Annotated in this window: 25 protein-coding genes; 11 read left to right on the top strand and 14 right to left on the bottom strand. The window is 63.3% G+C overall.

What is annotated here, in order from left to right; genetic code table 11:
* Nucleotides 1–40 precede the first annotated feature (40 nt).
* From NKG60_RS11600 to NKG60_RS11560, 9 genes are all read left to right on the top strand, one after another.
* A complete protein-coding gene (locus tag NKG60_RS11600) occupies nucleotides 41–1054 on the top strand; it encodes a GntR family transcriptional regulator (RefSeq protein ID WP_352869222.1) in 1014 nt (337 codons plus the stop codon).
* On the top strand, nucleotides 1054–2148 hold the full coding sequence (locus tag NKG60_RS11595) for an LLM class flavin-dependent oxidoreductase (protein ID WP_352661291.1): 1095 nt from the start codon (nucleotides 1054–1056) through the stop codon (nucleotides 2146–2148). The genes NKG60_RS11600 and NKG60_RS11595 overlap by 1 nt, the downstream gene beginning before the upstream one ends.
* Nucleotides 2148–2693, top strand: a complete 546-nt coding sequence (locus NKG60_RS11590; protein ID WP_352660408.1) for a flavin reductase family protein — start codon at nucleotides 2148–2150, stop codon at nucleotides 2691–2693. The genes NKG60_RS11595 and NKG60_RS11590 overlap by 1 nt, the downstream gene beginning before the upstream one ends.
* 89 nt (nucleotides 2694–2782) lie before the next feature.
* Entirely contained in the window at nucleotides 2783–3760 is a 978-nt protein-coding gene (gene dctP / locus NKG60_RS11585) for a TRAP transporter substrate-binding protein DctP (RefSeq protein WP_352660411.1), read from the top strand.
* A 69-nt stretch (nucleotides 3761–3829) separates the two neighbouring features.
* Nucleotides 3830–4342, top strand: coding sequence for a TRAP transporter small permease (locus NKG60_RS11580; protein WP_352660414.1), 513 nt, complete (start codon nucleotides 3830–3832; stop codon nucleotides 4340–4342).
* A 3-nt stretch (nucleotides 4343–4345) separates the two neighbouring features.
* Nucleotides 4346–5656, top strand: coding sequence for a TRAP transporter large permease (locus NKG60_RS11575; RefSeq protein ID WP_352660417.1), 1311 nt, complete (start codon nucleotides 4346–4348; stop codon nucleotides 5654–5656).
* Between the two features lie 20 nt (nucleotides 5657–5676).
* Nucleotides 5677–6390, top strand: coding sequence for a hypothetical protein (locus NKG60_RS11570; protein ID WP_352660420.1), 714 nt, complete (start codon nucleotides 5677–5679; stop codon nucleotides 6388–6390).
* 42 nt (nucleotides 6391–6432) lie between these two features.
* The gene (locus tag NKG60_RS11565) at nucleotides 6433–7191 is read left to right on the top strand and encodes an HpcH/HpaI aldolase family protein (protein ID WP_352660423.1); all 759 of its coding nucleotides are present in this window, start codon (nucleotides 6433–6435) and stop codon (nucleotides 7189–7191) included.
* A 12-nt stretch (nucleotides 7192–7203) separates the two neighbouring features.
* Nucleotides 7204–8160 carry a C-terminal binding protein gene (locus NKG60_RS11560; protein ID WP_352660426.1) on the top strand — a complete coding sequence of 319 codons (957 nt, stop codon included), beginning with the start codon at nucleotides 7204–7206 and terminating at the stop codon, nucleotides 8158–8160.
* 445 nt (nucleotides 8161–8605) lie between these two features.
* Here NKG60_RS11560 and NKG60_RS11555 read toward each other — a convergent pair whose 3' ends face one another.
* From NKG60_RS11555 to NKG60_RS11520, 8 genes are all read right to left on the bottom strand, one after another.
* Nucleotides 8606–9085 (bottom strand): MaoC/PaaZ C-terminal domain-containing protein, encoded by a 480-nt coding sequence (locus NKG60_RS11555; RefSeq protein WP_352660429.1) that lies wholly within the window; start codon nucleotides 9083–9085, stop codon nucleotides 8606–8608.
* A gap of 1 nt (nucleotide 9086) precedes the next feature.
* A complete protein-coding gene (locus tag NKG60_RS11550) occupies nucleotides 9087–10163 on the bottom strand; it encodes a Gfo/Idh/MocA family protein (protein ID WP_352660432.1) in 1077 nt (358 codons plus the stop codon).
* Entirely contained in the window at nucleotides 10156–10485 is a 330-nt protein-coding gene (locus NKG60_RS11545; protein WP_352660435.1) for an L-rhamnose mutarotase, read from the bottom strand. Before NKG60_RS11545 ends, NKG60_RS11550 begins: the two co-directional genes overlap by 8 nt.
* Nucleotides 10486–10494: 9 nt before the next feature.
* Complete coding sequence (locus tag NKG60_RS11540) at nucleotides 10495–11607, bottom strand: mandelate racemase/muconate lactonizing enzyme family protein (protein WP_352660438.1); 1113 nt, start codon at nucleotides 11605–11607, stop codon at nucleotides 10495–10497.
* A gap of 4 nt (nucleotides 11608–11611) precedes the next feature.
* Entirely contained in the window at nucleotides 11612–12709 is a 1098-nt protein-coding gene (locus NKG60_RS11535) for an ABC transporter ATP-binding protein (protein ID WP_352660441.1), read from the bottom strand.
* A 1-nt stretch (nucleotide 12710) separates the two neighbouring features.
* Nucleotides 12711–13577 carry a carbohydrate ABC transporter permease gene (locus NKG60_RS11530; protein ID WP_352660444.1) on the bottom strand — a complete coding sequence of 289 codons (867 nt, stop codon included), beginning with the start codon at nucleotides 13575–13577 and terminating at the stop codon, nucleotides 12711–12713.
* Between the two features lie 2 nt (nucleotides 13578–13579).
* Nucleotides 13580–14476: a carbohydrate ABC transporter permease gene (locus NKG60_RS11525; RefSeq protein WP_352660447.1), complete on the bottom strand. Its 897-nt coding sequence runs from the start codon at nucleotides 14474–14476 to the stop codon at nucleotides 13580–13582.
* A gap of 141 nt (nucleotides 14477–14617) precedes the next feature.
* Nucleotides 14618–15934, bottom strand: a complete 1317-nt coding sequence (locus NKG60_RS11520; RefSeq protein WP_352660450.1) for an ABC transporter substrate-binding protein — start codon at nucleotides 15932–15934, stop codon at nucleotides 14618–14620.
* A gap of 157 nt (nucleotides 15935–16091) precedes the next feature.
* On the opposite strand from NKG60_RS11520, the gene NKG60_RS11515 reads away from it, so the two are divergent.
* On the top strand, nucleotides 16092–16880 hold the full coding sequence (locus NKG60_RS11515; protein ID WP_352660453.1) for an IclR family transcriptional regulator: 789 nt from the start codon (nucleotides 16092–16094) through the stop codon (nucleotides 16878–16880).
* 67 nt (nucleotides 16881–16947) lie between these two features.
* Nucleotides 16948–17784 carry an amidohydrolase family protein gene (locus NKG60_RS11510; RefSeq protein ID WP_352660456.1) on the top strand — a complete coding sequence of 279 codons (837 nt, stop codon included), beginning with the start codon at nucleotides 16948–16950 and terminating at the stop codon, nucleotides 17782–17784.
* A gap of 6 nt (nucleotides 17785–17790) precedes the next feature.
* Here the strand turns inward: NKG60_RS11510 and NKG60_RS11505 are convergent, their stop codons facing one another.
* Genes NKG60_RS11505 through NKG60_RS11480 form a run of 6 tightly spaced genes read right to left on the bottom strand, consistent with a single transcriptional unit; the run spans nucleotide 17791 to nucleotide 23591 of the window.
* The gene (locus tag NKG60_RS11505) at nucleotides 17791–18756 is read right to left on the bottom strand and encodes an ABC transporter permease (protein WP_352660459.1); all 966 of its coding nucleotides are present in this window, start codon (nucleotides 18754–18756) and stop codon (nucleotides 17791–17793) included.
* A 5-nt stretch (nucleotides 18757–18761) separates the two neighbouring features.
* The gene (locus NKG60_RS11500; protein WP_352660462.1) at nucleotides 18762–19712 is read right to left on the bottom strand and encodes an ABC transporter permease; all 951 of its coding nucleotides are present in this window, start codon (nucleotides 19710–19712) and stop codon (nucleotides 18762–18764) included.
* Nucleotides 19709–20452: an ATP-binding cassette domain-containing protein gene (locus tag NKG60_RS11495; protein WP_352660465.1), complete on the bottom strand. Its 744-nt coding sequence runs from the start codon at nucleotides 20450–20452 to the stop codon at nucleotides 19709–19711. Before NKG60_RS11495 ends, NKG60_RS11500 begins: the two co-directional genes overlap by 4 nt.
* Nucleotides 20445–21182 (bottom strand): ATP-binding cassette domain-containing protein, encoded by a 738-nt coding sequence (locus NKG60_RS11490; RefSeq protein WP_352660468.1) that lies wholly within the window; start codon nucleotides 21180–21182, stop codon nucleotides 20445–20447. The genes NKG60_RS11495 and NKG60_RS11490 overlap by 8 nt, the downstream gene beginning before the upstream one ends.
* A gap of 57 nt (nucleotides 21183–21239) precedes the next feature.
* Nucleotides 21240–22427, bottom strand: coding sequence for an ABC transporter substrate-binding protein (locus NKG60_RS11485; RefSeq protein WP_352660471.1), 1188 nt, complete (start codon nucleotides 22425–22427; stop codon nucleotides 21240–21242).
* A 21-nt stretch (nucleotides 22428–22448) separates the two neighbouring features.
* On the bottom strand, nucleotides 22449–23591 hold the full coding sequence (locus tag NKG60_RS11480; RefSeq protein ID WP_352661294.1) for an extracellular solute-binding protein: 1143 nt from the start codon (nucleotides 23589–23591) through the stop codon (nucleotides 22449–22451).
* Nucleotides 23592–23611: the final 20 nt, after the last annotated feature.

The following is a 23611-nucleotide window of genomic DNA, read 5'->3' as shown; positions in this document are numbered from 1 at the left end:
CGCAGATCGCAAGTAATTTTAGTTAAATCCGCCAGCTTCGATGTGTCACGGGAAAACGTCTGTACGTTTTTTACCGAACCGCGCCGATCGTCAGCTGTCCCGCCGTCGCGCGGCGTGGCAGCACGGATGGCGCGATCCTCTGCCCACCGGACAGCGAGCCAAAACAGTATACACTATAAACTTAAAACATCTTGCCAGCCGATCCAGCCTGTGCTCCACTTCGCATTGGAACATGGCCTGCAGATCGAATTCCATCGATATGTGGCTGCATTTCACGGATCGCTGCGAGAACACCAGCCTCAAACGATATACGAAATCTTCGCATGGGAAGGCGTGGATGACGGAAACGATAGAGCTCAAACGGGTTGGCGATGGCAATCTGCGTGCCCAGGTCTATCAACAAATCCGGCTGACGATACAGCATGGCGATTTGGCGCCTGGCCAGAAGCTCGTCGATGTCGACATTGCCGCCCAGCTCGGTATTTCCAGAATGCCTGTCCGCGACGCCTTGATGCAGTTGGTGCATGAGGGCTACCTCGTCGGCACCACACGCGGTTTCACGCTGCCCACACTTACCGCAACGGATGTTGCCGACATCTTCGAGGTCCGCCGCTTGCTCGAGCCGCGGGCCGCCGCTCACGCCGCACGGACACTCGGCGCCGCTGACCTCAAGACACTGGCAGCCGCGCTTCGGGAAGCGGAGGCTGCGGCCGCCGCCGGCGATGCCGACCGCTTTTTCCAGGCCAATTCGGCATTCAGGAATTGTTGGCTCGGCGCGGTCGAGAACGAGCGCCTTTCGCAAACGATTGCCCGCTTCGCCGACCACGTGCTCGTCGTCCGTTTAAGGACGCTGTCTCACCAGCCGACACAAGCCGTCGTCGTGGCCGGCATGCGCGCCATCTACGAGGCATTCGTCAAGCGCGACGCCGTCGCCGCCTACGACCGCATGACGCACTTCATTCAGAACGCCGAGGAGCGTTTCATGAAGCTGAGCCCACCGGCTCAACATTCCAGCGGTGAAGGTGAGAGCATGTCGCAGCGGGGGAAATCATGATCAGGAAGCAGCACCCGCTGAAAGGGCCGAACAGGTTCAAGCTTGGCGTCTTTTCGATGAACGCCGATGGCGGCCTGGCAATGACCACCGTTCCCGAGCGCTGGCGTGCCCGCTGGGAAGACAACCTCAATTCTGCCTGCATCGCCGACCGCGCCGGCCTCGAGTTTCTGCTACCGATCGCCCGTTGGCGCGGCTTCGGCGGTTTGACGCATGTGCGGGAATGGTCGTTCGAGACTTTCACCTGGGCGGCGGGTCTTGCTGTCGCCACGGAAAACATCGGCCTGTTCATGACGGTGCATGTGCCGCTGGTTCATCCGCTGCAGGCTGCAAAAGCGCTGGCGACGGTCGACCACATCTCCAACGGGCGTGCCGGCTTGAACATCGTCTGCGGCTGGAACCCGGATGAGTTCGCCATGTTCGGGCAGACGGTCGGCGAGCGGACCTATGATCAGGCCGAGGAATGGATCAACATCATCGTGCGTGCCTATCAATCGAGGGAGCCGTTCGACTTCAGCGGCGAGTTCTATGATCTGAAGGGTGTCGTCAGCCGGCCGCCGAGCCTGCAGGCGCCGCGACCGGTGACCATGAACGCCGCCTTCGGCGCGCCGGGGCGCAACTATGCGGCGCGCCACTGCGACTATCTGTTTTCGACTTTTTCCGAAATCGCCGACGGCCGTGCGCATGTGGTCGACATCACCAACCGAGCTGCCGAAGTCGGACGCGAAGTCGGCGTCTATACGGTCTGTCACGTCGTCTGCCGGGAGACCCAGCAGGAAGCCGAGGATTATTACCGGCACTACGCGCTGGAATGCGCGGACGAGGGCGCCGTCGACGAGCATATGCGCAAGAAGAAGGAATTCGCGAACTCGCATGATGCGAAGGCGTTTACCGAATATCGGCAAAGGTTCGCCGGCGGTGCTGGAACCTTCCCGCTCATCGGCACGCCGGAAAAGATCGTCGACGATCTCACCAAGATCATGGAACAGGGTTATTCCGGCGCCGCCCTCACATTCGTCAACTACACCTACGAACTGCCCTTCTTCTGCGACCGCGTGCTGCCGCTGATGCGCCAGGCCGGGCTTCGGGTAAATTGATGCCGGCGGCCGCCATTCCGACGCTATGGGTGGATGGGCACGACGCCATCAATCCGCGCGCCTTCAAGCAGGCGATGCGGGCCGTGGCGGGCTCCGTCGCCATCCTCGCCTCGGAGCATGACGAGATCGGCTTTTGCGGTATCACGGCGACAGCACTCTGCTCGTTCAGTGCCGAGCCGCCGTCCCTGCTGGCCTGTGTCAACCGCAGCAGCACCTTTGCCTCGGCCATTCGCGAAGGCTTGCCCTTTTCGGTCAATCTGCCAGCCGGCGACCAGGAGAACGTTGTGCGTGCCTTTGGCGGCTTGACCAAAGCCAGGGGCGCCGCGCGGTTCTCGTCCGGATCATGGGTGCGCGGCGAAACCGGCGCGCCCTTGCTTGTCGGCGCGCGGGCAATGTTCGAATGCCGGGTCGCCGAAATCATCGTGCGGGCGTCGCACATGATCGTCATCGGCATCGTCTCAGGCGTTGCGCTGGACCGCGCTCACCGATCGCCGGTCTTCTACGCACATGGGCGGTTCCTGACAGTAGGAGACGATGTCAACTAACCGCCGTTCGTGTGGCGGCGCAGCGTGCAATTTCAGATCGGCCCGATGATGGGCCCCGGCGAAGTGAATCTATCAGAGGGAGTACGGCAATGCGCATTTGGAAATCCCTTGTTCTGGCTGCACTGATGTCGGGTGTAGCGGGTATCGCCACGGCCGAAGAGGTCGTCCTCAACGCCGTGCATTTCACGCCGACGCAGAATGGCTACGCCCAGAGCTTCCTGAAGTTCGTTCAGAAGGTGAACGAAAAGGGTAAGGGCGTGGTCCAGATCAATGTGCGCGGCGGGCCGGAGGTCATTCCGCCGATCCAGCAGGGCGCGGCGCTCAGGAGCGGCCTGATCGATGTGATCGATACACCGGCAGGGCAGTTCCTCGAGCTCGTGCCCGAAGGCGAGGTTTTCTCAGCATCGACGAAGACGCCGTGGGAGATTCGCGAGAATGGCGGCTGGGACTTCATCAGCGGGATTTTCGAGAAGAAGGCCAATGCCCATCTGCTGGCGCATGTCGACGCGGGCTCGGGCTTCAACGTCTTCACCATCGACGAACCCAAGCTCAACAGCGAAGGCAGCATCGACTGGAGCAGCCTGAAGATACGTTCGTCGCCGCTCTATCGCGATTTCCTCGAATCCCTGGGCGCGACGGTCATCGTGCAAGCACCGGGAGACGTCTATACCTCGCTCGAGCGCGGCGTCGTCAATGCCAACGCCTATACCGTATTTGGCTATGCGTCCTTCGGCTGGGACAAATTCACAAAATACCGTGTCGACCCGCAATTCTTCAAAACCGATGTGCTGATCTCGATCAACAAGGCCAAATGGGACACGCTGTCGCCCGAGGCGCAGAAGCTGCTTGCCGACACGGCTGTCGAGTACGAGCGCGCGAGCTATGACGCCAACCTTGCCGAGTCCGAAAAGCAGGCACAGGCGATGATCGCCGGCGGGCAGAAGGTGATCAGCTTGACCGGCGCCGGCCGCGACAAATTCCTGGCGGCTGCCACACAGGCGAGCTGGGCGAGAATGGCCAAACGCGATCCCACCAACATCGATCAGTTGAAGAAATTCTTCCAGTAGCCCGAGCTGAGGGCGCTTTGCGCGCCCTCCATCAAAGGGGGGCAAAGGTGGACATGAGGGTCGTCGGGCATGGACAGATTGTTTGCAGCGATTGGGAAGCTGAGCCTTGCGTTGGCGGCGGCGGCAAAAGTGGTGCTTGGCCTCATCATCGTCGCGGTGGTCGCCGATGTATGCGTCCGCAATCTGGGCCTGAGGCCGCTTGCCTGGGCAGTATCGGCGACGGAATACGGCCTGCTTTACGCGGCATTCCTGCCGATGCCATGGCTGGTCCACAGCAAGGGCCATGTCTTCGTCGAGTTCCTGCGCAAGGCGCTGCCGGTGCGGGCACGGGCGGTGCTTGAAAAGCTGGTCTATCTCGCCTGCATCGGCGTCAGCCTCTACCTCGGCAGCGTCGCTCTGTCTTCCCTGACAAGTGCCGTTGCGGGCGGCGAATATGAAACGCGCAGTTTCGACATGCCGAAATGGCTGGTCTTTCTGCCCATCATGCTCGCCTTCTACCTCTCGGCGCTGGAGTGGCTCAGATATCTGCTCGGCCGTGACACGCTGTACACCCTCGATCCGCTGGAAATGGAAGGGCTCTGACCGGTGGCCTGGCTGTTTCCATTCGCCGTGCTTGTTGGCACCATCCTGGTGTTGATGGGGCTTGGGCTGCCGGTCGCCTTCGCATTCTTCGTCACCAATGTGATCGGGCTATACTTGTTCTTCGGCGGTTCGATCGGCGTGACGCAGATGGTCGCCAACTTCTCCGACGCCGTCTCGACCTATGCGCTTGCTCCGCTGCCGATGTTTCTCGTCATGGGCAGCCTGTTCTTCCGCTCCGGCCTGGGCGAGAAAGTCATCTACGCGCTCGACCTGTGCGTCGGCAATCTGCGCGGACGCCTTGCCTATGTCGTCCTCGCCGCCGGCACGATCTTTTCCGCGCTGTCGGGCTCGAGCCTCGCCAATACCGGCATGATGGGCTCGCTGATGGTGCCGGAGATGCTGAAGCGGGGTTACAAGCCGCACATGGCCTACGGGCCGGTGCTTGGCGCCGGAAGCCTTGCCGTCATCATCCCGCCATCCTCGCTGGCCGTATTGCTCGGCTCGCTGGCCCAGATCGACGTCGGCGCGCTGCTCATAGCGGGGGCTTTGCCCGGGCTGCTGCTCGTTGTCATGTACGCGGCGCTGATCTTCGCGCAGACGAAGATCGATCCGGACGCCGCTCCGCACTATCCGGTACCCGCCGTTCCCGCGGCCGAGAAGGTGAGGGCGGTCGCCGTCAACATCATTCCGATGAGCGTCATCGTGTTCATGGTGGTCGGCACGATCATCCTTGGGATAGCGACGCCGACGGAATCGGCGGGACTCGGCTGTGCCGCCGTCTTCGCATTGTTGTTCGTCTACCGACGGTTCAGCTGGTCGGTTGTCTGGAAGTCGCTGGACGACGCGATGAAGGTCACCGGCATGACCTTCCTGATCATCTCGGCCTCGACGACGTTCTCGCAGATATTCGCCTTCTCCGGCGCCTCCAACGGCTTTATCCAGTTCATCGTCGGCTACGATCTTGGACCGTATCCCATGCTGCTCATGATGGTGCTCGTCATCCTGCTGCTCGGCATGTTCATGGATCAGGTCTCGATGATGCTGATCACGCTGCCGATCTTTCTGCCGATCGCCCAGCAATTCGGCTACGAGCCCGTATGGTTCGGGCTGATCCTGCTGCTCGCCTACGAGGTCGGCTTCACCACGCCGCCGTTTGGTCTGCTGCTGTTCATCATGATCGGCGTTGCGCCGAAAGGCACATCGCTCAAGACGGTTGCCATGTCAGCGGCGCCTTACATCGCGCTGACGCTTTTGCTGATCCTGCTGATTGTCCTCTTTCCGCAGATCGCTCTCTTTCTTCCGAATTTGATCTAGTCGAACCAGCAGGTGTCCACATGCGCTTTGCCTATCTTGCTTTCTTCCATGAGGACCGCGAGGCAAATTTGGCCATCGCCGGTGAAGACGTTGACGCTGTGCGGCGTGTGATCGCGTCAACGCCGGGCCTTGTGCTTGCAAACATCTATCTGCCCGAGGTGGCGACGGACATGTTCAACAACGATGGTCCACCGCCGGTCTTTGGCTTCCAGCTCTATTTCGACGAACTGGCGCACATGGAGGCGGCGCTAGCGCCGTCCGGCCATCTGCAGGCGCTTGCCGCACCCAGTATGCTGTCGAGCATCGCCGCTTCGAGGCCGACGCAACAGGCAATGTGCGTGCGTCCGTTTCCCGTCGACGACGCTGGCGTCAAGACGTCCGGGCTGCCCTGCAGCTATCTTGTCCACTATCCCGGGCCGGCCGAAGACATGAATGTCTGGCTCCACCACTATGTGACGCATCATCCGCAATTGATGCGGGGCTTCCCCGGCATTCGCCACATCGAGGTTCTGTCGCGACTGGATTGGTGCGGATCGCTGCCCTGGCCGCGGATCGACCATATGCAGCGCAATCGTGTCATGTTCGACAGTCCCGCGGCATTGACGCACGCGCTGCAATCGCCGGCGAGGCTGGAGATGCGCGCCGACTACAAGACATTCCCGCCGTTTTCAGGCGGCAGCCGGCATTTCCCGATGTCGACGGAAGCCGTGCATCCTTCGTCAAGGGCCACATAGCGCAAACAGGTTTTGCCGACGCCGAAAATTTCTGGAGATTTCATGTACGACTTTCGCAAGAAATGTGTTTCTCTCGATCGCCTCATCGGCACCTTCTGCGCCATCCCGCACCCTGTGGCGGTCGAAGTGGCGGCCGCGAGCGGGGTCGATTTCCTGTGCATCGACTGGGAGCATTCGCAGATCGGCCGCGAACGGCTCGAGGATCTGGTCCGCGCCGCCGATGTCCACAAGGTTCCCGCGATGGTGCGCGTTCCCGGCCACACGCCGGAGTGGATGGCGGCCGCGCTCGACGCCGGCGCGTCGGGCGTCCTGGTACCGCGCGTCTCCACGGCCGAGCAAGCCCGCATGGCGGTCATGGCCTGCCGTTACCCGCCGGTCGGCGCCCGCGGTGTCGGCCCCGGCCGCGCCGCCGGTTATGGCTACAGGATTCCGGACTACCTCAAATCGGCCAACGACGTCCTGACGGTCGCCATCCAGGTCGAGACGGCAGAGGGCCTGGCCAACGTCGACGACATCGTCCAGGTCGACGGCGTCGACGTGGTCTTCATTGGCCCCGGCGACCTGTCGGTCTCGATCGACGCCATGGGGCCGGCCGGCCAGGACAAGCTCAATGCCGCGATTATCAGGATCGCGGCCGCGGCGCGCGCGGCCGGCAAGGCCGTCGGCATCTTTCGCCCTTCGGCGGATGATGTCGGCAAATGGTCGCGGCACGGCATCAGCTTCTACATGCTGGCCAGCGACACGATGTTTCTCGGCGCCGGCCTTGCCGCCGGCGTTGCCTCGGCGCGCAGCGCCTCATAGCAAGAGTTTGCCATGAAGATCATCAAGACCGACGGCGTATTGTCAGTCGAGGAAGAGCAGCTGCGCTACCTTGACGGCTTGAACGTCGAGTTTGTCGAAAGGACGCTGCTCACGGAAGATGCCCTGATCGAACACTGCCGCAACGCCGACGCATTGATGGTATTGCGAGAGCCGATCACGGCTCGCGTTTTGGCGGAACTGAAGAACCTCAAGGTCATCGGGCGGTTCGGCGTAGGGCTCGACTCGATCGACGTCGAGGCCGCCAGCCGTGCCGGTGTTCAGGTAACCTATGTGCCGGACGCCAACCTGGTTGAAGTCAGCACCCACGCCATGGCCCTGATCCTGGCCTTGACGCGCAAGCTGAAGCAGTTCGACAGCGCAGTGCGCGCCGGCCGCTGGGCTGCAATGACCGATGGCGCCGGCATGACGCGGCCCGACAGGCAGATCCTCGGCCTGATCGGCTTCGGCCAGATCGGACGCCTAACTGCCGAGCGGGCGCGGGTCTTCGGCTACCATGTCATCGCCTACGACCCGCATCTGCCGGCCGAGCGCATTACCGCCGGCGGTGCCGAACCGGTCGGCTTCGACGAGCTGCTAGCCAGGGCCGACATCGTCTCGCTGCACGTTCCCGCGACACCGGAAACCAGAAACATCATGTCGGCACAAGCCCTGTCGCGGATGAAGGAAGGGGCGATACTCATCAACGTGTCGCGCGGCGGCCTGGTCGACGAGGTCGCCTTGGCGGATTTGATCCGGCGCGGCCATCTGGCAGGCGCCGGCATCGACACGTTCGATCGGGAGCCGCCTTCGCCCGACAATCCGCTGCTGGCGCTGGACGCCGTCCTGGTCAGTCCACACGCGGCGCACTACTCGACCCAGTCTTACGCCGAGGTTCGCAACAAGGTGTTTGCCGATGTCGCATCGGTCCTGCGCGGCGGCAAGCCGGTCTATCCGGTCAACCGGGTATGACCAATTCCCGATGTCGGCGCCGCCCAAACGCCTGCTGGAACTTCCACCTCAACATTCCGGAGTAGGCGCCGTCGGCGAAGCTGCCGATCTCCCCCCCTTGCGGGGGAGATGCCCGGCAGGGCAGAGGGGGGTGCTGTCCCTCCGGCCTGTCAACCAATCGCTGCCACGTCCTCAGGCTGATTCCGGTTGGAAATGGCTGAAATCGACGTTGGCGATCCGTCCCACCCCCCTCTGTCCTGCCGGACATCTCCCCCGCAAGTGGGGAGATCGGATGTCGCTTCGGCTTTCGCCAACCACAATGCTGGACCGCAGGGCAATGACCGCCGACCTGAAGCAGTTGCCCTGGGTAGTATTTGTTCTTGCTTTGTGCCGGCAGCTATGCTACTAATTTGGGTATGGTACTGATTCGCACCGAGGACCCGCCGCAAGGCGGTTTTTTTTGTCTTTAGGTTTCAGCGCCATCCGTCGAGGCCCTGCTCGGCTTGTCGCGACGCTCGACGATGTAGATGTGATCGGCGACCAACACCACGTCGCCATGCTGGTTGATCACCTCGCAGCGCTCGACGACCCGGCCTGAATCGGGTCGCTTCGGGTCGTCTTCCTTGGCCGAGATGGTGGTGCGGGTCTTGATCGTATCGCCGATGAACACCGGCTTGATGAAACGCAGCCGGTCGTAGCCATAGGAGAAGGCAACCGGGTTGACGACGCTTGCCGTCAGCCCGACGCCGACCGAAAACACCAGCGTGCCGTGGGCGATGCGCTGGCCGAACGGCGTCGTCTTCATGAACTCAGCGTCCATGTGATGAGGAAAGAAATCGCCGGTATGGCCGGCATGGACGACGAAGTCGGTCTCGGTGATGGTGCGCCCGCTGGTCATGCGCGACGAGCCGATCCGGTAGTCCTCGAAATAGACAGTCTGCTCCATGTCAGGGCCTCGCCGCGATCGGCGTTGCCGGCGCCGCGCTCGATCGGTAGGCGGCTTCGACCAGCGCCATGGTGTTCCAGCCGTCCTCGACGGAACTGACAAGCTCGGTGTCCTCGCCTGATGCGTAGCGCTGGACATTGGCCATGCGGCCGATGAAGGCGTCCGGAAACCATGCGCCGACGAGCGGCACCGTAATCCAGTCGGAGCCGCCCTTCGGATAGATTTCAAGGATGTCAGGCTCGCCGCGCGGATAGTCGAGGTTGAGCCCCAGCTTGAGGTAGGCGGCGCCTTCGGTGCCGCAGATGCGGAATTCGCAGGCCTGGTGTTTTCGACCGAATTTGTGATCGTGGTTGATCGACAGTGCACAGCGCACGGTGTCGCCATAGTCGAGGATCGCGCTGGTGCGCGTTTGCGCAACCTTGTGGCCGGGATGGCCGAGTGTCTTGGCGTGAACCCCCTTGGGGTCGCCGAGCAATTGCCGGATCAGGTCGAGATAATGGATTGAATGCATGGCGATCTCGACGCGCGGCGCCTTCAGCAGGAATTCCCAGAGCTGCCAGGGTGTCGCCAGCGCCAGCCATGCGTCGAAATCGACCACTTCGCCCAACCAGCCCTTGGCGATCGCATCCTTGAGCGCCAGCATCATCGGCGCAAAGCGCAGCTGGAAATTCACCGCCGCCTTCAGGTTTTTGGAGCGGCAGATTTCGAGGATCTCGGTGGCTTCGGTGAGATTGCTGCCCATCGGCTTCTGGATCAGCGCCACGGCGCCATCGGGCAGCGTCCTGAGCACGCCGGCGTGATAGGCCGGCGGCGTCGCCAGATCGAAGACGGCGTCCTTGATTGACGCAGCTTCCTCGACCGACCGGTAAGCGGTGACGCCCCATTTCTGCGCCAGTTTTTCCGCCTTGGCCAGGTCGGGGTCGAACAGCCCGGCAACCGGGAAACCGGCTTTTCCATAGGCCGGGAAATGCGCATCGCCGACGATCGAGCCGGCGCCGAATATCACGATCGGCCTGGGCTTTGACGGCTGTGCCCAGGCCTGGGAAAGCGAGGCAGGATCGAAAATGTCATCAGTCATAATGGAAGACTTCGTCCATCGACGCCCACCACTCGCCCTCCTTGCGGGTCGGCAGCGGCTCCTGGCAGGGCACGCACAGCGCCCACCATTCCTGCGTCGTGGGATCGGCAGCCATCTTCGCCATGTCGGCGGCATAGTCGGTGCCATGGTACTCGAAGGTGCTGAACAAAAGGTGCTCCGGCTCCCTCAGATAGATCGAATAATTCTTGATGTTGCAGGCGGAAATCATCTTGAGGACGTCCGGCCAGACGGCAGCGTGAAGCCGCACATACTCGGCGACTTTCTCCGGCTTGAGGCCGAGCACCATTCCCATTCGCTGCATGTCCGCCTCCTATTTCACTATCGTCGTGGTGAATTCCGCGATGCTCTTCGCCTTGATCGCATCCCAGTCCCAATCGATGCCGATGCCGGGCTCGTCCGGCGCCAATGCGTGCCCGTCCTCGATACGCATTTTCTTGCCGGTCAGCTCGTCGAGCTGGGGAATATACTCGACATATCTGCCGTTCTGAACGGCGCATGTCAGGCTGACATGCAGTTCCATCAGGAAATGCGGGCAGACCGGTATGTCGAACGCCTCGGCTGCATGCGCCACCTTCAGCCATGGCGTGATGCCGCCGATGCGACCGACATCGACCTGCACGATCGAGCATGCGCCCTTTTGCATATATTCGCGGAAATGCCGGATCGAATAGAGCGACTCGCCGATGGCGACCGGCGTCGATGTGGCACTCGACAGCCGCACATGGCCGTCAATGTCGTCGGCCGGCAGCGGCTCCTCGATCCAGGCGAGGTCGAGTTCACGCAGGCGCTCGGCCCGGCGGATCGCCTCGTCGACCGAGAAGCCCTGGTTGCAGTCGGTCATGATCTCATAGGCGTCTCCAACCGCCCGGCGCACCGCCGTCAGGCGCGCAAGATCCTCGGAACCGTGCGGCTTGCCGATCTTGACCTTCGAGCCGCGAAAACCCTTGGCCTTGGCGTCCAGCGCATCCTCGACCAGCGCCTCGGTTTCGATATGCAGCCAGCCGCCTTCGGTCGTGTAGAGCGGGCAGCGGTCCTTGGCGCCACCGGCCAGCTTCCACAGCGGCAGCCTCTGTTTCTTGGCCCGCAGATCCCAAAGGGCAGTGTCGATGGCCGCGAGCGCGATGGCCGTGATCGCGCCGATCGTCGTCGCATGGGTGGCGAACTCCAGCTCGTGCCAGATCGCCTCGATCATGTCGGCGTCGCGGCCAATCAGCCGCGGCGCAAGGTGGTCGGCAAGGAGCCGCATCACCGAAGAGCCGCCGGTGCCGATCGTGTAGCTGTAGCCGGTGCCGACCGCGCCGTCGGCATCGGTGATGGTGACGATCGGTGTTTCCTGCGAGACAAAACTTTGGATGGCATCGGTGCGCTTGACCTTAGGCACGAGGTCGACCATCCGCAGTTCGATTTTCTCGATCTTTGCCATGATTTTAACCTCGCAATGTCTTGCCTGTTTCGGCGGAAAACAGATGGGCCTGCGACAGGTCCAGGCTCATCTTGACCCGGTCGCCGGCTTTGAGCGGCTTTGGATTGAGCATGCGCGATACCCAGTCGCTGCCGTTGAATTCGGCGAACACCAGCGTCTCGTTGCCGAGCGGCTCGGTGACGGTCACCGGCAATTCCACCTGGTGGACGTCGACATCTTCGCCGGAGCTGATGCCGTGTCCGGTCGGATAGATGTCGTCGGGCCTGAGGCCGAACACGACTTTGTCGCCGGCCTCGACATTGGCCTTGAACTGGCTGGGCAGAGGCAATCTCTCGCCGCTGGCGAACAGCAGCTGTCCGTCGTCGACAACCGCCTCATGCAAATTCATCGGCGGCGAGCCGATGAAGCCGGCCACGAAGCGTGTCTGCGGCCGGCGGAAGACCTCGTCGGGCGTGCCGACCTGCTCGATGAAACCGTCACGCATGATGACGATGCGGTCGGCCAACGTCATCGCTTCGACCTGGTCGTGGGTGACGTAGATCACCGTCGACCGGACCTTGGCATGCAGTTTCTTGATCTCGGTGCGCATCTGCGTCCGAAGCTTGGCGTCGAGATTGGAAAGCGGCTCGTCGAACAGGAAGACGTCGGGATCGCGCACAATGGCGCGACCCATGGCGACGCGCTGGCGCTGTCCGCCGGACAGTTGCGACGGCCGGCGGTCGAGCAACTGGTCGAGGCCGAGAATGCCCGATGCCTCTGCGACGCGACGGTCCATTTCATCTTTAGCGGCGCCGGCTATTTTCAGCGAGAAGCCGAGGTTTTCGCGCACCGTCATATGCGGATAGAGCGCGTAGGACTGGAACACCATCGAGATGTTGCGCGAGCGCGGCGGCAGGTCGTTGACCATGCGGCCGCCGATCTCGATGACCCCGTCGCTGATCGCCTCGAGGCCGGCGATCATGCGCAGGGTTGTCGACTTGCCGCAGCCGGACGGCCCAACCAGCGCGATGAACTCGCGGTCGGCGACCTCGAGGTCGATGCCGTGCACGACCGCCACCGGACCATAGCTCTTGGTGAGTTTCTTGAGCGATACTGTTGCCATGTCAGCCTTTCACCGCGCCGGAAGTGAGGCCGCCGACGAGATGTTTCTGGACGATGAAGGTAAGCGTGAGCGCCGGTATGATCATGACCACGGCCAGCGCGCACATGCCGCGCCAGTCGATGGTGAATTCGGCCGTATAGTCGAGCAGACCGACCGGCAGGGTCTTGGAGTTGATCGAGCGGGTCAGCTGCGAGGCCAGAGCGAACTCGTTCCAGGAGGTGAGGAAGGCAAAGATGCCGGCCGAGGCGATGCCGGGGCCGGCCAGCGGAAACTCGACCTGCCAGAAGGCCTGCCAGCGCGTGCAGCCGTCGATCTGCGCCGCCTCGGCGAGGTCTTTCGGCACCTGGCGGAAAAAGCCGTCGATCAGCCAGACAGTGAAGGGCACGTTGAGCGCGACATAGACCAGGATCAGCCCGAAGTGCGTATCAATGATGCCAAGCCGCGCAAAGACGAAGAACAGCGGCAGCGACAGTGCGATGCCGGGCACCGTGCGCGTCAGCATAAGGCCGAGGAACATCGCCGATTTGGCGCGGAAGCGGTAGCGCGCAAAGGCATAGCCGCCAGCCATGCCGATGACGATGGCGATCACCGTCGAGGTCACCGAGATGATCAGCGAATTGCGGAAGTAGTCGAGCACCGGAATGCCGCCCTGGCCGACGCCGCTGAACATGGCGATGTAGGCGTCGAGCGAGAGTCGCTGCGGGATCCACACCGGCGGCTTGGCCATGATCTCGACGGTCGGCCGCAGCGACGACAGCACGATCCAGATGCCGGGCAGGCAGATGACCAGCATGGCCAGGAACAGTCCGATGCCGTGAACGATGCCGAGCGCTTTGTTGCCTACGCGATGCAGGCTGTTCTGGTCCATCCTCACCACTCCGCCGCGATCTGCGTGCGCGCCGCGGCGAGCTTGCGGTAGAAATAGACGGTGAACAGGATGGACAGCAGGATCGAGAAATAGGCCATGGCGTTGGCCATGCCCATCCTGGCATCGCTGTAGGCGGTGCGGGCGACCAGCGTCCAGACCAGCTCGGTGCGGCCGGCAGGACCGCCGTCCGTCATGATCTTGACGATGTCATAGGCGCGCGCGACGTCGAGCGAGCGGATGGTCATGGCGATGAAAGCGAAGGGCATGATGAACGGCCAGGTGACATAGCGGAATGTCTGCCACGGCGTGCAGCCGTCGACGCGGGCCGCCTCGACCGGTTCGCGCGGCATCGCCAGCAACCCGGCCAGGATAAGGATCGCGAACACCGAGGTCGACGACCAGATCTCGGCGATCAGGATGGCGATGAAGGCGAGATTGCCGTCGATCAGCCACGGGATGGCGCGGTCGGTCAGGCCGAGCCCCTGCAGGGCGTTGTTCACGAGGCCGATATTGTCGTTGAACATGAATTTGAACTGGAAGCCGACGAGGATCGGCGAAAACATCATCGGGAACATCATGATGGTGCGCAGGACCCGCTGGCCGCGCGATGCTTTCTCCACCAGCAGGGCCAGCCCGAGCCCGATCAGCATCTCCAGGTTGAGCGCCACGGTCAGCAGCACCACGGTGCGGGCAAAGGCGACCCAGAAAGCGCGGCTGGTCAGGATGGCGACGTAGTTGCGCGCGCCGATGAAGACCCAGAACGTCTCCGGCCTGGTCAGCCGGAACGGCGTGAAGCTGGAATAGAGCGAGAGCAGCAACGGCACCACCACCACGGCCGCCAGAACGATCACCGCCGGCAGCAGGAGCAGCAATGGCGGCGAAGGTCTCCAGCCTTTCATGGCGATCCGGTTCTGGTTGGTGCCCGGACACCGCAGGCCGCCATTGGCGAGCTGGGATCAAGACAAAGCGTGTTGCACATGGCTCGAAAAAAATGCGGGGCGCCGCTCTTCGATTAGCGCGGCGCCCCCTTGGGAGAATGGTCAAAGCTTGCCGGCGTCCTCGAGGATCTGGGTGGCCTTGGCGGCGGCGTCGTCCAGCGCCTGCTTGGAGGTCTTGTCGCCGAGAATGGCGGCCTGCAGTTCGGGATAGACGGCGTTGGAGATTTCGATCCATTCAGGTGTCTGCGTCACGGCAAACGCGTGCTTTGCCTCTTCCTGGAAAGCCGCCAGCACTTCCTTCTTGTAAGGATCGTTTGCCGCCTGCTGGATGTCCCAGTCCCACACCGCTGTGCGGGTCGGCAGTGGGCCGCTTGCCGCCTCGAGCTTTTGGCTGTCCTCATTGGTCAGGAACCAGACCAGCGACGCCGCAGCCTCCTTGCTGGCGCAGTTTTCGGTGACCGAAAATCCGTGGTGCCCCGACCAGCCGGTGCGAATGCCTGCCGATCCCTTCGGCGCCACCTTCACGCCGACATTGCCGGCGACCTTCGACGACTTCGGATCGTTGAAGAAGCCTGCCCAGCCCGGCCAGTCGAGGTTGATGGCGACGGTGCCCGAGGCAAAACCCTGGCCGAGATCGTCCCACAGATAGTTGGTGGTGCCGGCCGGCACCGCCTTGGCCTTGTAGAGATTGACGAACCAGTCGAGCGCGTGCACGCCGGCTTCCGAGTTGAAGGCCGGCTTGCCATCCTTGTCGAGGTATTCGCCGCCGTCGGCGATGAGCATCTCGTAAAAGCGGCCGTTGATCGCCTCTTCCTTGCCGGCGAACTGGGTGCCGTAGAAATCGGGCGGGCTGGCGAAGAATTCCGCCTGCTGGGCGACCTCGTCCCAGGTGTCGGGCGGTGTCAGCTCCTTGCCGTACTTGGCCTTGTAGGCGGCCTTCTTGGCTTCGTCCTTGTAGAGGCTCTTCTGGTAATAGAGCGCCGAGACGTCGAACTGCGCGCGCGGCAGCATTACCAGCTTGCCCTCGAGCGTCGAGGCCTTGATCGTCGACGGCACGAAGGCGTCGATCTCCTCCTTCGGCAGCAGCTTGTTGAGATCGGTGTAGATATCGGGATATTGCGGCGCGAAGGACGAGTGGTTCGACCCAACGCACCAGTTGATGCTGCCGGAGGCGATGTCCGACTTGATTTCCTTGTCGAGCTCGAAGTGATTTTTCTTCGAGATCACGTTGACCTTGGCGCCGGTCAGTTTTTCCCATTCGCCGATGCGCGCGTACAGCCCTTCATATTGCTGGCCGCCGATCAGCTTGGCGTCGATGGTGACGCCGTCGAATTTGCCGGGCAGGTCGGCAGCAAGGGCACTCGCACCCAGTGCGAGCAGCGTTACGCCGGCCGACAGGCCGCAAAACAGTTTCGTCATTGGTATCCTCCCAAGAGTCTGCGTCGATCCATAGCGAGGGCTGATCGGCAGCTTCATTCATATACAAACAAAATATTTATAGGATCGTCAAGCCGAGAGTTCTTCCGGAAGCAACGGTTATGCGTATATGAAATGTGAAATTCACTGGAGAAGCCCAATGGCAGAGGACGAGGAAGACGAGCGCTATCGAGCCCCGGCGCTGGACAAGGGGCTCGACATCCTCGAGCTGCTGGCCGGCGTCGACGGCGGCCTGACGCAGGCGGAAATCGCCAAGAAACTCGACCGCAGCCCGAACGAGTTCTACCGCATGCTGGATCGGCTGGTGCGGCGCGGCTATGTCACGCGGCCGGATGGCGACCGTTACTCGCTGACGCTCAAGCTGTTTGGCCTGGCGCAGCTGCACGCGCCGGTGCGCCGGCTGGCTTCCTATGCGACGCCGCTGATGCGCGAACTGGCCGAAACCACACAGCAGGCAAATCAGCTGGTCGTCTTCGACCGCGGTTCCGCGGTAGTGATCGCACAGCAGGAGGCGCCGGATTACTGGGGCATCTCTATCCGCGTCGGCTCGCATATCAGCCTGTTCGACACCGGCTCCGGCCATGTGCTGCTGGCGTTCCGCCCGCCGGAAGAGCGGCAGATGATGATCTCCGAACATCTGCGCAGCACCGACAAGCCGCCGCAGTCGCCGGAATTCTTTGCTCGCCTCGACCAGATTAGGGAACGCGGCTACGAGATGATGGCGTCGATGCAGACGGCCGGCGTGTTCAACCTGTCGACGCCCGTTCTCGGCTCGGACGGCAAGGCGATCGCCGCATTGTCGATCCCCTACATTACCCTGGTCAACGCACTCAAGGCGCCCGACATCACCAGGACCATAGAGCTGCTGCTGGCAGCGACCGAAAAGCTGTCGCAACTGGCGGGATCGACCGTCAAGCAATCGCGATGAATTCTTATTTGAATGAAGAATTTCTCCGTGAGATGATCTCGAAGTCGCCAAGGAGGAGCGCGCCACCATGATCTTCGACACCCATCTCCACCTGATCGACCAGTCCGCGCTGCGCTATCCCTGGCTGACCGGCGTGCCGGCGCTCAACCGCGATTTCTCCTACGACGAATATGCAATCCAGGCCCGCCGCGCCGGCATCGATGGCGCATTGCACATGGAGGTCGATGTCGATCCAGCCGACATCGAGGCTGAAACCAGCCGTGTCAAAGCGCTGTCGCGGCAAAAGGGCAGTTTGCTGAGGGGGGCAATCGCCTCCTGCCGTCCGGAAGAGCCCGGCTTTGCCGCCTATCTCGAGCGCCAGCGTGCCGATCCTTTCGTCAAGGGTTTCCGGCGGGTGCTTCACGTCATGCCGGACGAGCTTTCGGAGGGCGCGCTGTTTCGTGAAAACATCAAGCGGCTTGCCGGCAGCGGCCTGACCTTCGACCTTGTCGTTCTGCCGCACCAGATCCCCAAGGCGATCGCACTCGCGAACCTCGCGCCGGATGTGCAGTTCGTGCTCGACCATTGCGGCGTGCCCGACATCAAGGGTGATGCCGAGCACCCCTGGCGCGAGCACATGGCGGAGATCGCGCAGCGCCCGAACGTCGTCGGCAAAATTTCCGGTGTCGTCGCCTATGCGGATGCCGGATCCTGGACTGTCGAAACGCTGCGTCCCTATGTCGAGCACACTATCGCATGCTTCGGCTGGGACCGGGTCGTGTGGGGCAGCGACTGGCCGGTCTGCACGCTTGGCGGCGGGCTTGCGACCTGGATTGCGGCAACGCACGCGCTGCTCAGCGGCGCCAGCGCTGATGAGCGACAAAAGCTGCTGTCCGCCAATGCCAAGCGGCTGTGGAGTTTGTAGGCCGGCTCAGATCGTCGCCGACACGTGCCGCTCGCGGCCGTAGAGTGAAACCAGGAGCACGATGACCAGGCCAAGTGCCGCCTGCACGGTCGAGGGCCGGAAGCCGAGCCCGATCAGCAGCGTGTTGATCTCCGTCAGCACCAGCACGCCGGCAATGGTGCCGAAATAGCTGCCGCGGCCGCCGACAAGGGCGGCGCCGCCGACCACCACTGCCGCAATCGTCTGGAACAGATAGGGCTGGCCGACATCGCCATAGGCCGAACCGGTGAAGCCGAGCAGCAGCACGCCGGCCGCGGCGGCAAAGAAGGCGCTCGCGGCATAGGTGACCGTCCACATGCGGACCGGATCGATCAGCGCCAGCGGCGCAGCACCTGGATTACTGCCCAGCGCATAGAGACGGCGGCCGTATGGCGTGCGTGCCAGCACCAGCGCCACCAGCAAGGTCAACGCCGCGACGCATGGCACCAGCCCCGGCACCGGCAGCGGTCCGACCGAACCGCCGATCGAAACGAAGGCGGAGACCGCTGCAGGCGCCGATCCGGATGGAAAGCCGCCGGTCCACAACAGCACGGCACCTTGCACGATCATGCCGACGCCGAGCGTGACGATCAGCGGGTGGATGTCGAGCCCGCGCGAGATCAGGCCGTTCAGCGCCCCGATCAGTATGGCGAGCGCGACGACGACCGTGCAGACAAGAGCAAAATTCCAGCCGCCGCCGTAGAGCTGTGCGGCAACGACATTGGCAAAGCCGATGATGAAGGGGATCGACAGATCGATGCCGCCGAGAATGACGACGAGGGTCTGGCCGATCGATGCCACCGCCAGCAGCGAGGCGATCACCAACAGTGCCCGGATGGCGAAGGGCTGGGAGTAGCCCGGAATGAGCAAGGTGCCAAGGAGATGCAAGGCGACAGCGACGGCAAAGGCACCGGCGACGCGGGCATTGGTGGACTGGAACCAGTTCCGGCGCATGTTTCTCAGCCTTTCCGTCCCGATAGCCGCTCCTGCAGCGCCGTCATGATGACGGCCACAACCAGGATCGCGCCATAGGCGATCTGCAGCACATAGGTGGAGACGTTGAAGGCGGTCAGCACGCTCTGCAGCAGGAAGATGTCGATAGCGCCGATCGCAGCCCCGGCGAGCCCGCCGCGCCCGCCGGCAAGGCTGACGCCGCCGAGCGCCACCGCGGCAATGGCGATCAGCGTGTAGGTCGGTCCGATGTTGGGGTCGGCCGAGCCGATCAGCGCGGTTAGCATCAGGCCGGCACAGGCGGCAAGTATGCCGGTCATGACATAGGCGATGAAACGCACTTTGGTGACCGGAACGCCCGCCGTGTAGGCGGCGCGGTCGTCGCTGCCCACCGCCATCAGCTGGTCGTAGTAAGGCGTCTGCCGCACCAGCCACCAGGACAGGAAGATCAGCGACAGCGGCAGTGCCGACCAGGGTCCGGCCATCGCCTTCAGCCAGCCCGGCGCCGGCCCGATCGGCGCCGGCAGGATGGTCAGCGTCATGCCGGTGAGAATCAGATAGGTGCCGAGCGTCGCAACGATCGGCTGGATGCGGAGGATGGTCGCCAGAAAGCCGTTGGCGGCGCCGACGATCGCGCCGATCAGAAGCGCCGCCGGCACGATGACCAGCGGCGAAGATATCCCAAGCCTGAGAAACAGCAGTTGGATTACTATCGCATTGACGAAGCCCATCAGCGGCCCGACGGAAATGTCGATGCCGCCGCGCCCGGCGAGGATCACTGGAGCCGAAGCGAGCGCTGCGCCGATCAGCGGCGCGGCGAGCCCGATCAGCGCGCCCCAGGCGGCAGGATGAAAGCGCGCCGGATTGAGCAGCAGATTGACCGCGATCAGGATCACCAGCAGTACCGCCGCAAAGCCAGCGCCGCGCCATCGCGCCGCCATGCGCCGCAACCCGCTCATGCCGCGCGACCGAACATGGCGGCGATCACCGCATCGCTTTTCATTGCGTCTCCGGTGATTTCGGTCGCCACCTGCTGTTCGCGAAACACCAGCACGCGATGGCAAAGCAGCAGGATCTCCTCGATCTCGCTCGACAGGATGACCAGAGCCATGCCGTCCGCCGCCAGTCCACGAAACACATCGTAGAGGACATGGCGCGTCGCCACGTCGACACCGCGCGTCGGATCATTGAGCAGCAGGATCGCCGGTTCCAGCGCCAGTGCACGGGCCAGAAGCACCTTCTGCTGGTTGCCGCCGGAAAGCGTGGTGATCGGGGCGTCCGGCCGTGGCGCGATGATCGACAGTCTGTCCCGGTAGCGCTCATAGCGCTGCCGCCGCGCGGCGAAGCTGAGCAGGCCGAAACGCGTATCGCGCGACAGCGTCGAGACGGCAAAATTGTCGAGCACCGATTGGGTCGGAAAAATGCCGGTGGTGCGCCGGTCGCGCGGCAAATAGGCGATGCCGCCGGCGACCGCCTTGCGGAAATTGGTGATCGCGCGCGCTCCGGTTGACGCCTCGACGGTCACCTCGCCGCCGGCCGGACGTTCCAGGCCGGCCAGCACTTTCAGGAACCGCTCCTGGCCGTGGCCGTCGAGGCCGGCAAGGCCGACGATCTCGCCCGGCGCAATGGTTTGCGTCATGGGGCTTGCGCCCGGCGCGATCACCAGGCCGCGCACCGAAAGGCTGGCGCGATCAGCCATTCGCCAGTTCCGCCGCAGTGCGTGGCGCCATCGCCCTGAGAAGTTCGGATGCGGTGGACGTGCCGCGTTCCTCGGTCGTCACCACGCTGCCGCCGCGCAGGACGGAGATCCGGTCCGAAAGCGCCATCACCTCGTCCATGCGATGGGTGATGAACAGGATCAGGCAGCCTTCTGAGGCAAGCTTGCGCATCATGGCGAAGACCGCCTCGCGATCGGCAAAGTCGAGCGCCGCCGTAACCTCGTCGAGGATGAGAATGCGCGGGTTGCGGACCACGGCGCGGGCGAGCACTACCAATTGCTGAACCGCCAGCGGCAATTGCCCGGCCAACTGGTCGAGCGGGATCTCGGTCACTGCGAAGCGCTTCAGCACCGCTTGCGCGCGTTGCCGCCGCTCGGCGCGCGGCACAGTGCGCGTCAGCAGGCCGTCGAGGCCGAGCAGGATGTTGTCGGTCACCGAACGGTCAGGCGCGATCAGCACTTCCTGGAACACGGTGGCGAACCCGGCGCCCTGGAAGGCCGCCGGCGAGAGGCCGGTAAAGGGCGCTCCGTCGAGCAGGATCGCGCCGCTGTCCGGCTGCACGATCCCCGACAGCAGCTTGACCAGCGTGCTCTTGCCCGAACCATTCTCGCCCAGGATGGTGTGGATCGTGCCGGCGCGGAATGCGATGGAGGCATTGGCCAGCGCAATCGTTTCGCCGTAGCGTTTCGAGATGGCCTGGACTTCCAGCATGAGCAATCCTGATGGAGAAAACCGGCACCGCTGGTGCGGAGCCGGCTTTCATAAATGCTACTTGGCGCAGGCGTCCGGCACCTTCGGATAATCCCAGCCCTTGGTCGGTGCCGGATTGGCGAAGTAGGCATCGAGCCATTCCTCCGGCATCGGATCCTTCGGCGGGACCGGGAAGATCGAGACGGCGTCCGGCGTCATGCAGTCCTTGTACCAGGCGCCGAGGTCGGCATTGTGCACCGGCGGAATCGGGATCAGCAGCGTGTTGAGCTTGGGCTTCTGCCCATCCAGCATGCGCGCCCCGACACGAAACAGCGTCTCGGCCGTCCAGTGCGGCAGAACCGCATGGCCCTCGAAGCGGTATTTGTCGGGATTGGCCTTCCAGTAGCCGAGTGCATCGCCGGTGATCGAGCCGGTGATCAGCGGGGCAGGGCGGCCAGCCTCGGCAAAGGCCTCGGCAACGACACGGCTTTCGCTGCCCGTCGTCCACACTGCATCGATCGGCGCCGGATTGGTGGCGATCGCCTGCAGCACCGCCGTCTTGGTAACGTTAGCCGTCCAGTTGCCGTTGACGCTGCGCGAGACCTTGAGCTTTGAATTTTCGGCCAGCGCCTTGTCGGCGCCCTGGCGCTCCTGCACGACGATCGGGTGACCGGCAATGCCCTCGACCAGAAGCACGCTGCCGCCGTCCGGCATTGCTTTGCCGATCGCCGTCATCATGTCGTAGCCCCAGCGCGCATAATTGGAATCGACGTTGATCGCATTCGGGCTGGTCACCGACCCAGCTGCCGTGATGAAGGGGATGCCGGCTTTGGCTGCGGCATCGATGGCATCGTCCAGCGCCGTCGCCGAGCCGGGGATCGAGGTGATGATAGAGCATTTCTTGTCGATGAAGGCGCGGATCTGGTTGATCTGCTGACTGGCGTCGTTGTTGGAATCCGACACCTCGAAGCTCGCCACGGTGCCGTCGGCGATCAGGCCGTCGACCAGCCGCTTCAACTCCTTGGTGACGGTGACGCGCCACGGATTGCCCTGGTACGACTCGGAGTGGCACCATTTCCACGGCTTTGGCGGCGGCGTGAAATTGTCCCAGGCCGACGGCAGCACCTTTTGCGGCGCGCCGTCATATTGGGCCTTCAGTTCGGTCGGCAATCCAGCAATCACGCCCATAATGTCTTGAGCGCAGGCTATGGTCGTGACCGATGCAAGTGCGGTTGCGGCCATAAGGCCGCGGATCAGGCTGTTCATGTTCTCCTCCGTTCGGTTGTTTCAGGCTCCTCCGCCGGCAACGCCGGACACCTGCGTCGAAAGGCTTTCCCGAAACAGGCGATTGAGATCGGCAACGACGCGAGCGGCATTGTGCCTTTCGCTCAGGCCGAGATTGATGCGATCGGACGCCGCCTGCTGGAACGCCATGTAGCCGTCGTGCCGCGGCCTGACCCAGGCACCTTCGAGCGTGGCCCGCGTATCCTTGTAGAAATTGCCGGTGGCTGCGTTGACGGCGGCATCCTCCCAGGCTGCCGCATGGCCGGGCTGGCCGCCGGCCGAGGCGTAGAGGCTGCGCTGCACCTCGCCGCTGGCGATCCAGTAGGCGAAGTCGATGGCCGCCTGCCTGGCCTTCGAGAAGGCCGACACGGCGATGCCGGTCCCGCCGAGCGCCGAGCCTTTGGGGCCGGCATTGCCCGCGGCCGGGATATCCGCAAAGGCCAGGCGGTTGGGTCGAAACCCGGCAATGGCATAGGAAACGTAGCCATAGATCAGCGGCGCGCAGGCAATCCGTGATCCCGATCCGGCCATTTGCTCCAGAACCGCGATCGGATCCATGCCAAGACAGGCCGGGTCGACGAGGGCTGCGATCTCGCGCATCATCTCGAAGACCTGATTGCCCGTTGCCGGATCCACATGGTCGCCAGGGCCTTCGGCGGCCGGCCGGCCGAGATTGCCGGCAAGCGTGTAGAACGTCATCAGCGAATGCGGCGGCCTGAGCGGCAACAACACGTGGCCTTGCCGCGCCAGATCGAGTGCATCGGCCCAGCTCGCCGGCGCAGCCGAAAGCATGTCGGGCCGCCATGCCTGCATCTGGCTCGCCGCGTCGATCGGAAACGCCCACTGCCGGCCTTGCCAGTTGTAGCTCGGAAACGACCGGCCGACACTGCCCGCCACAAGTGCCGCGCGTTCGGCTTCCCGGCCGGCGACATCGAGCGGCGTCAGGCAGCTCTCGGCGGTGATCTGGCCGACATGCGGATGGTCGATGACGATCAGATCATAGGTACGGGCCAGCTCCTCGACCGGGAAGGATTCGAAATCCTGCAGCGAGCGCTTGTCCCATTCGATTGCGACGCCGGTCCGTTCTTTCCACAGCGCCGAACAGGCGACCATCGGGTCATAGCCGCGCGGATGGCTCCAGGTCATGCCTTTGAGCGTGACGTCGC

The sequence above is a fragment of the Mesorhizobium sp. M1428 genome (assembly GCF_040317515.1).
Lineage (GTDB): Bacteria > Pseudomonadota > Alphaproteobacteria > Rhizobiales > Rhizobiaceae > Mesorhizobium.
The sequence above is the reverse complement of the archived record's forward strand: the minus strand, read 5'-3'. Positions and strand labels throughout refer to the sequence as shown.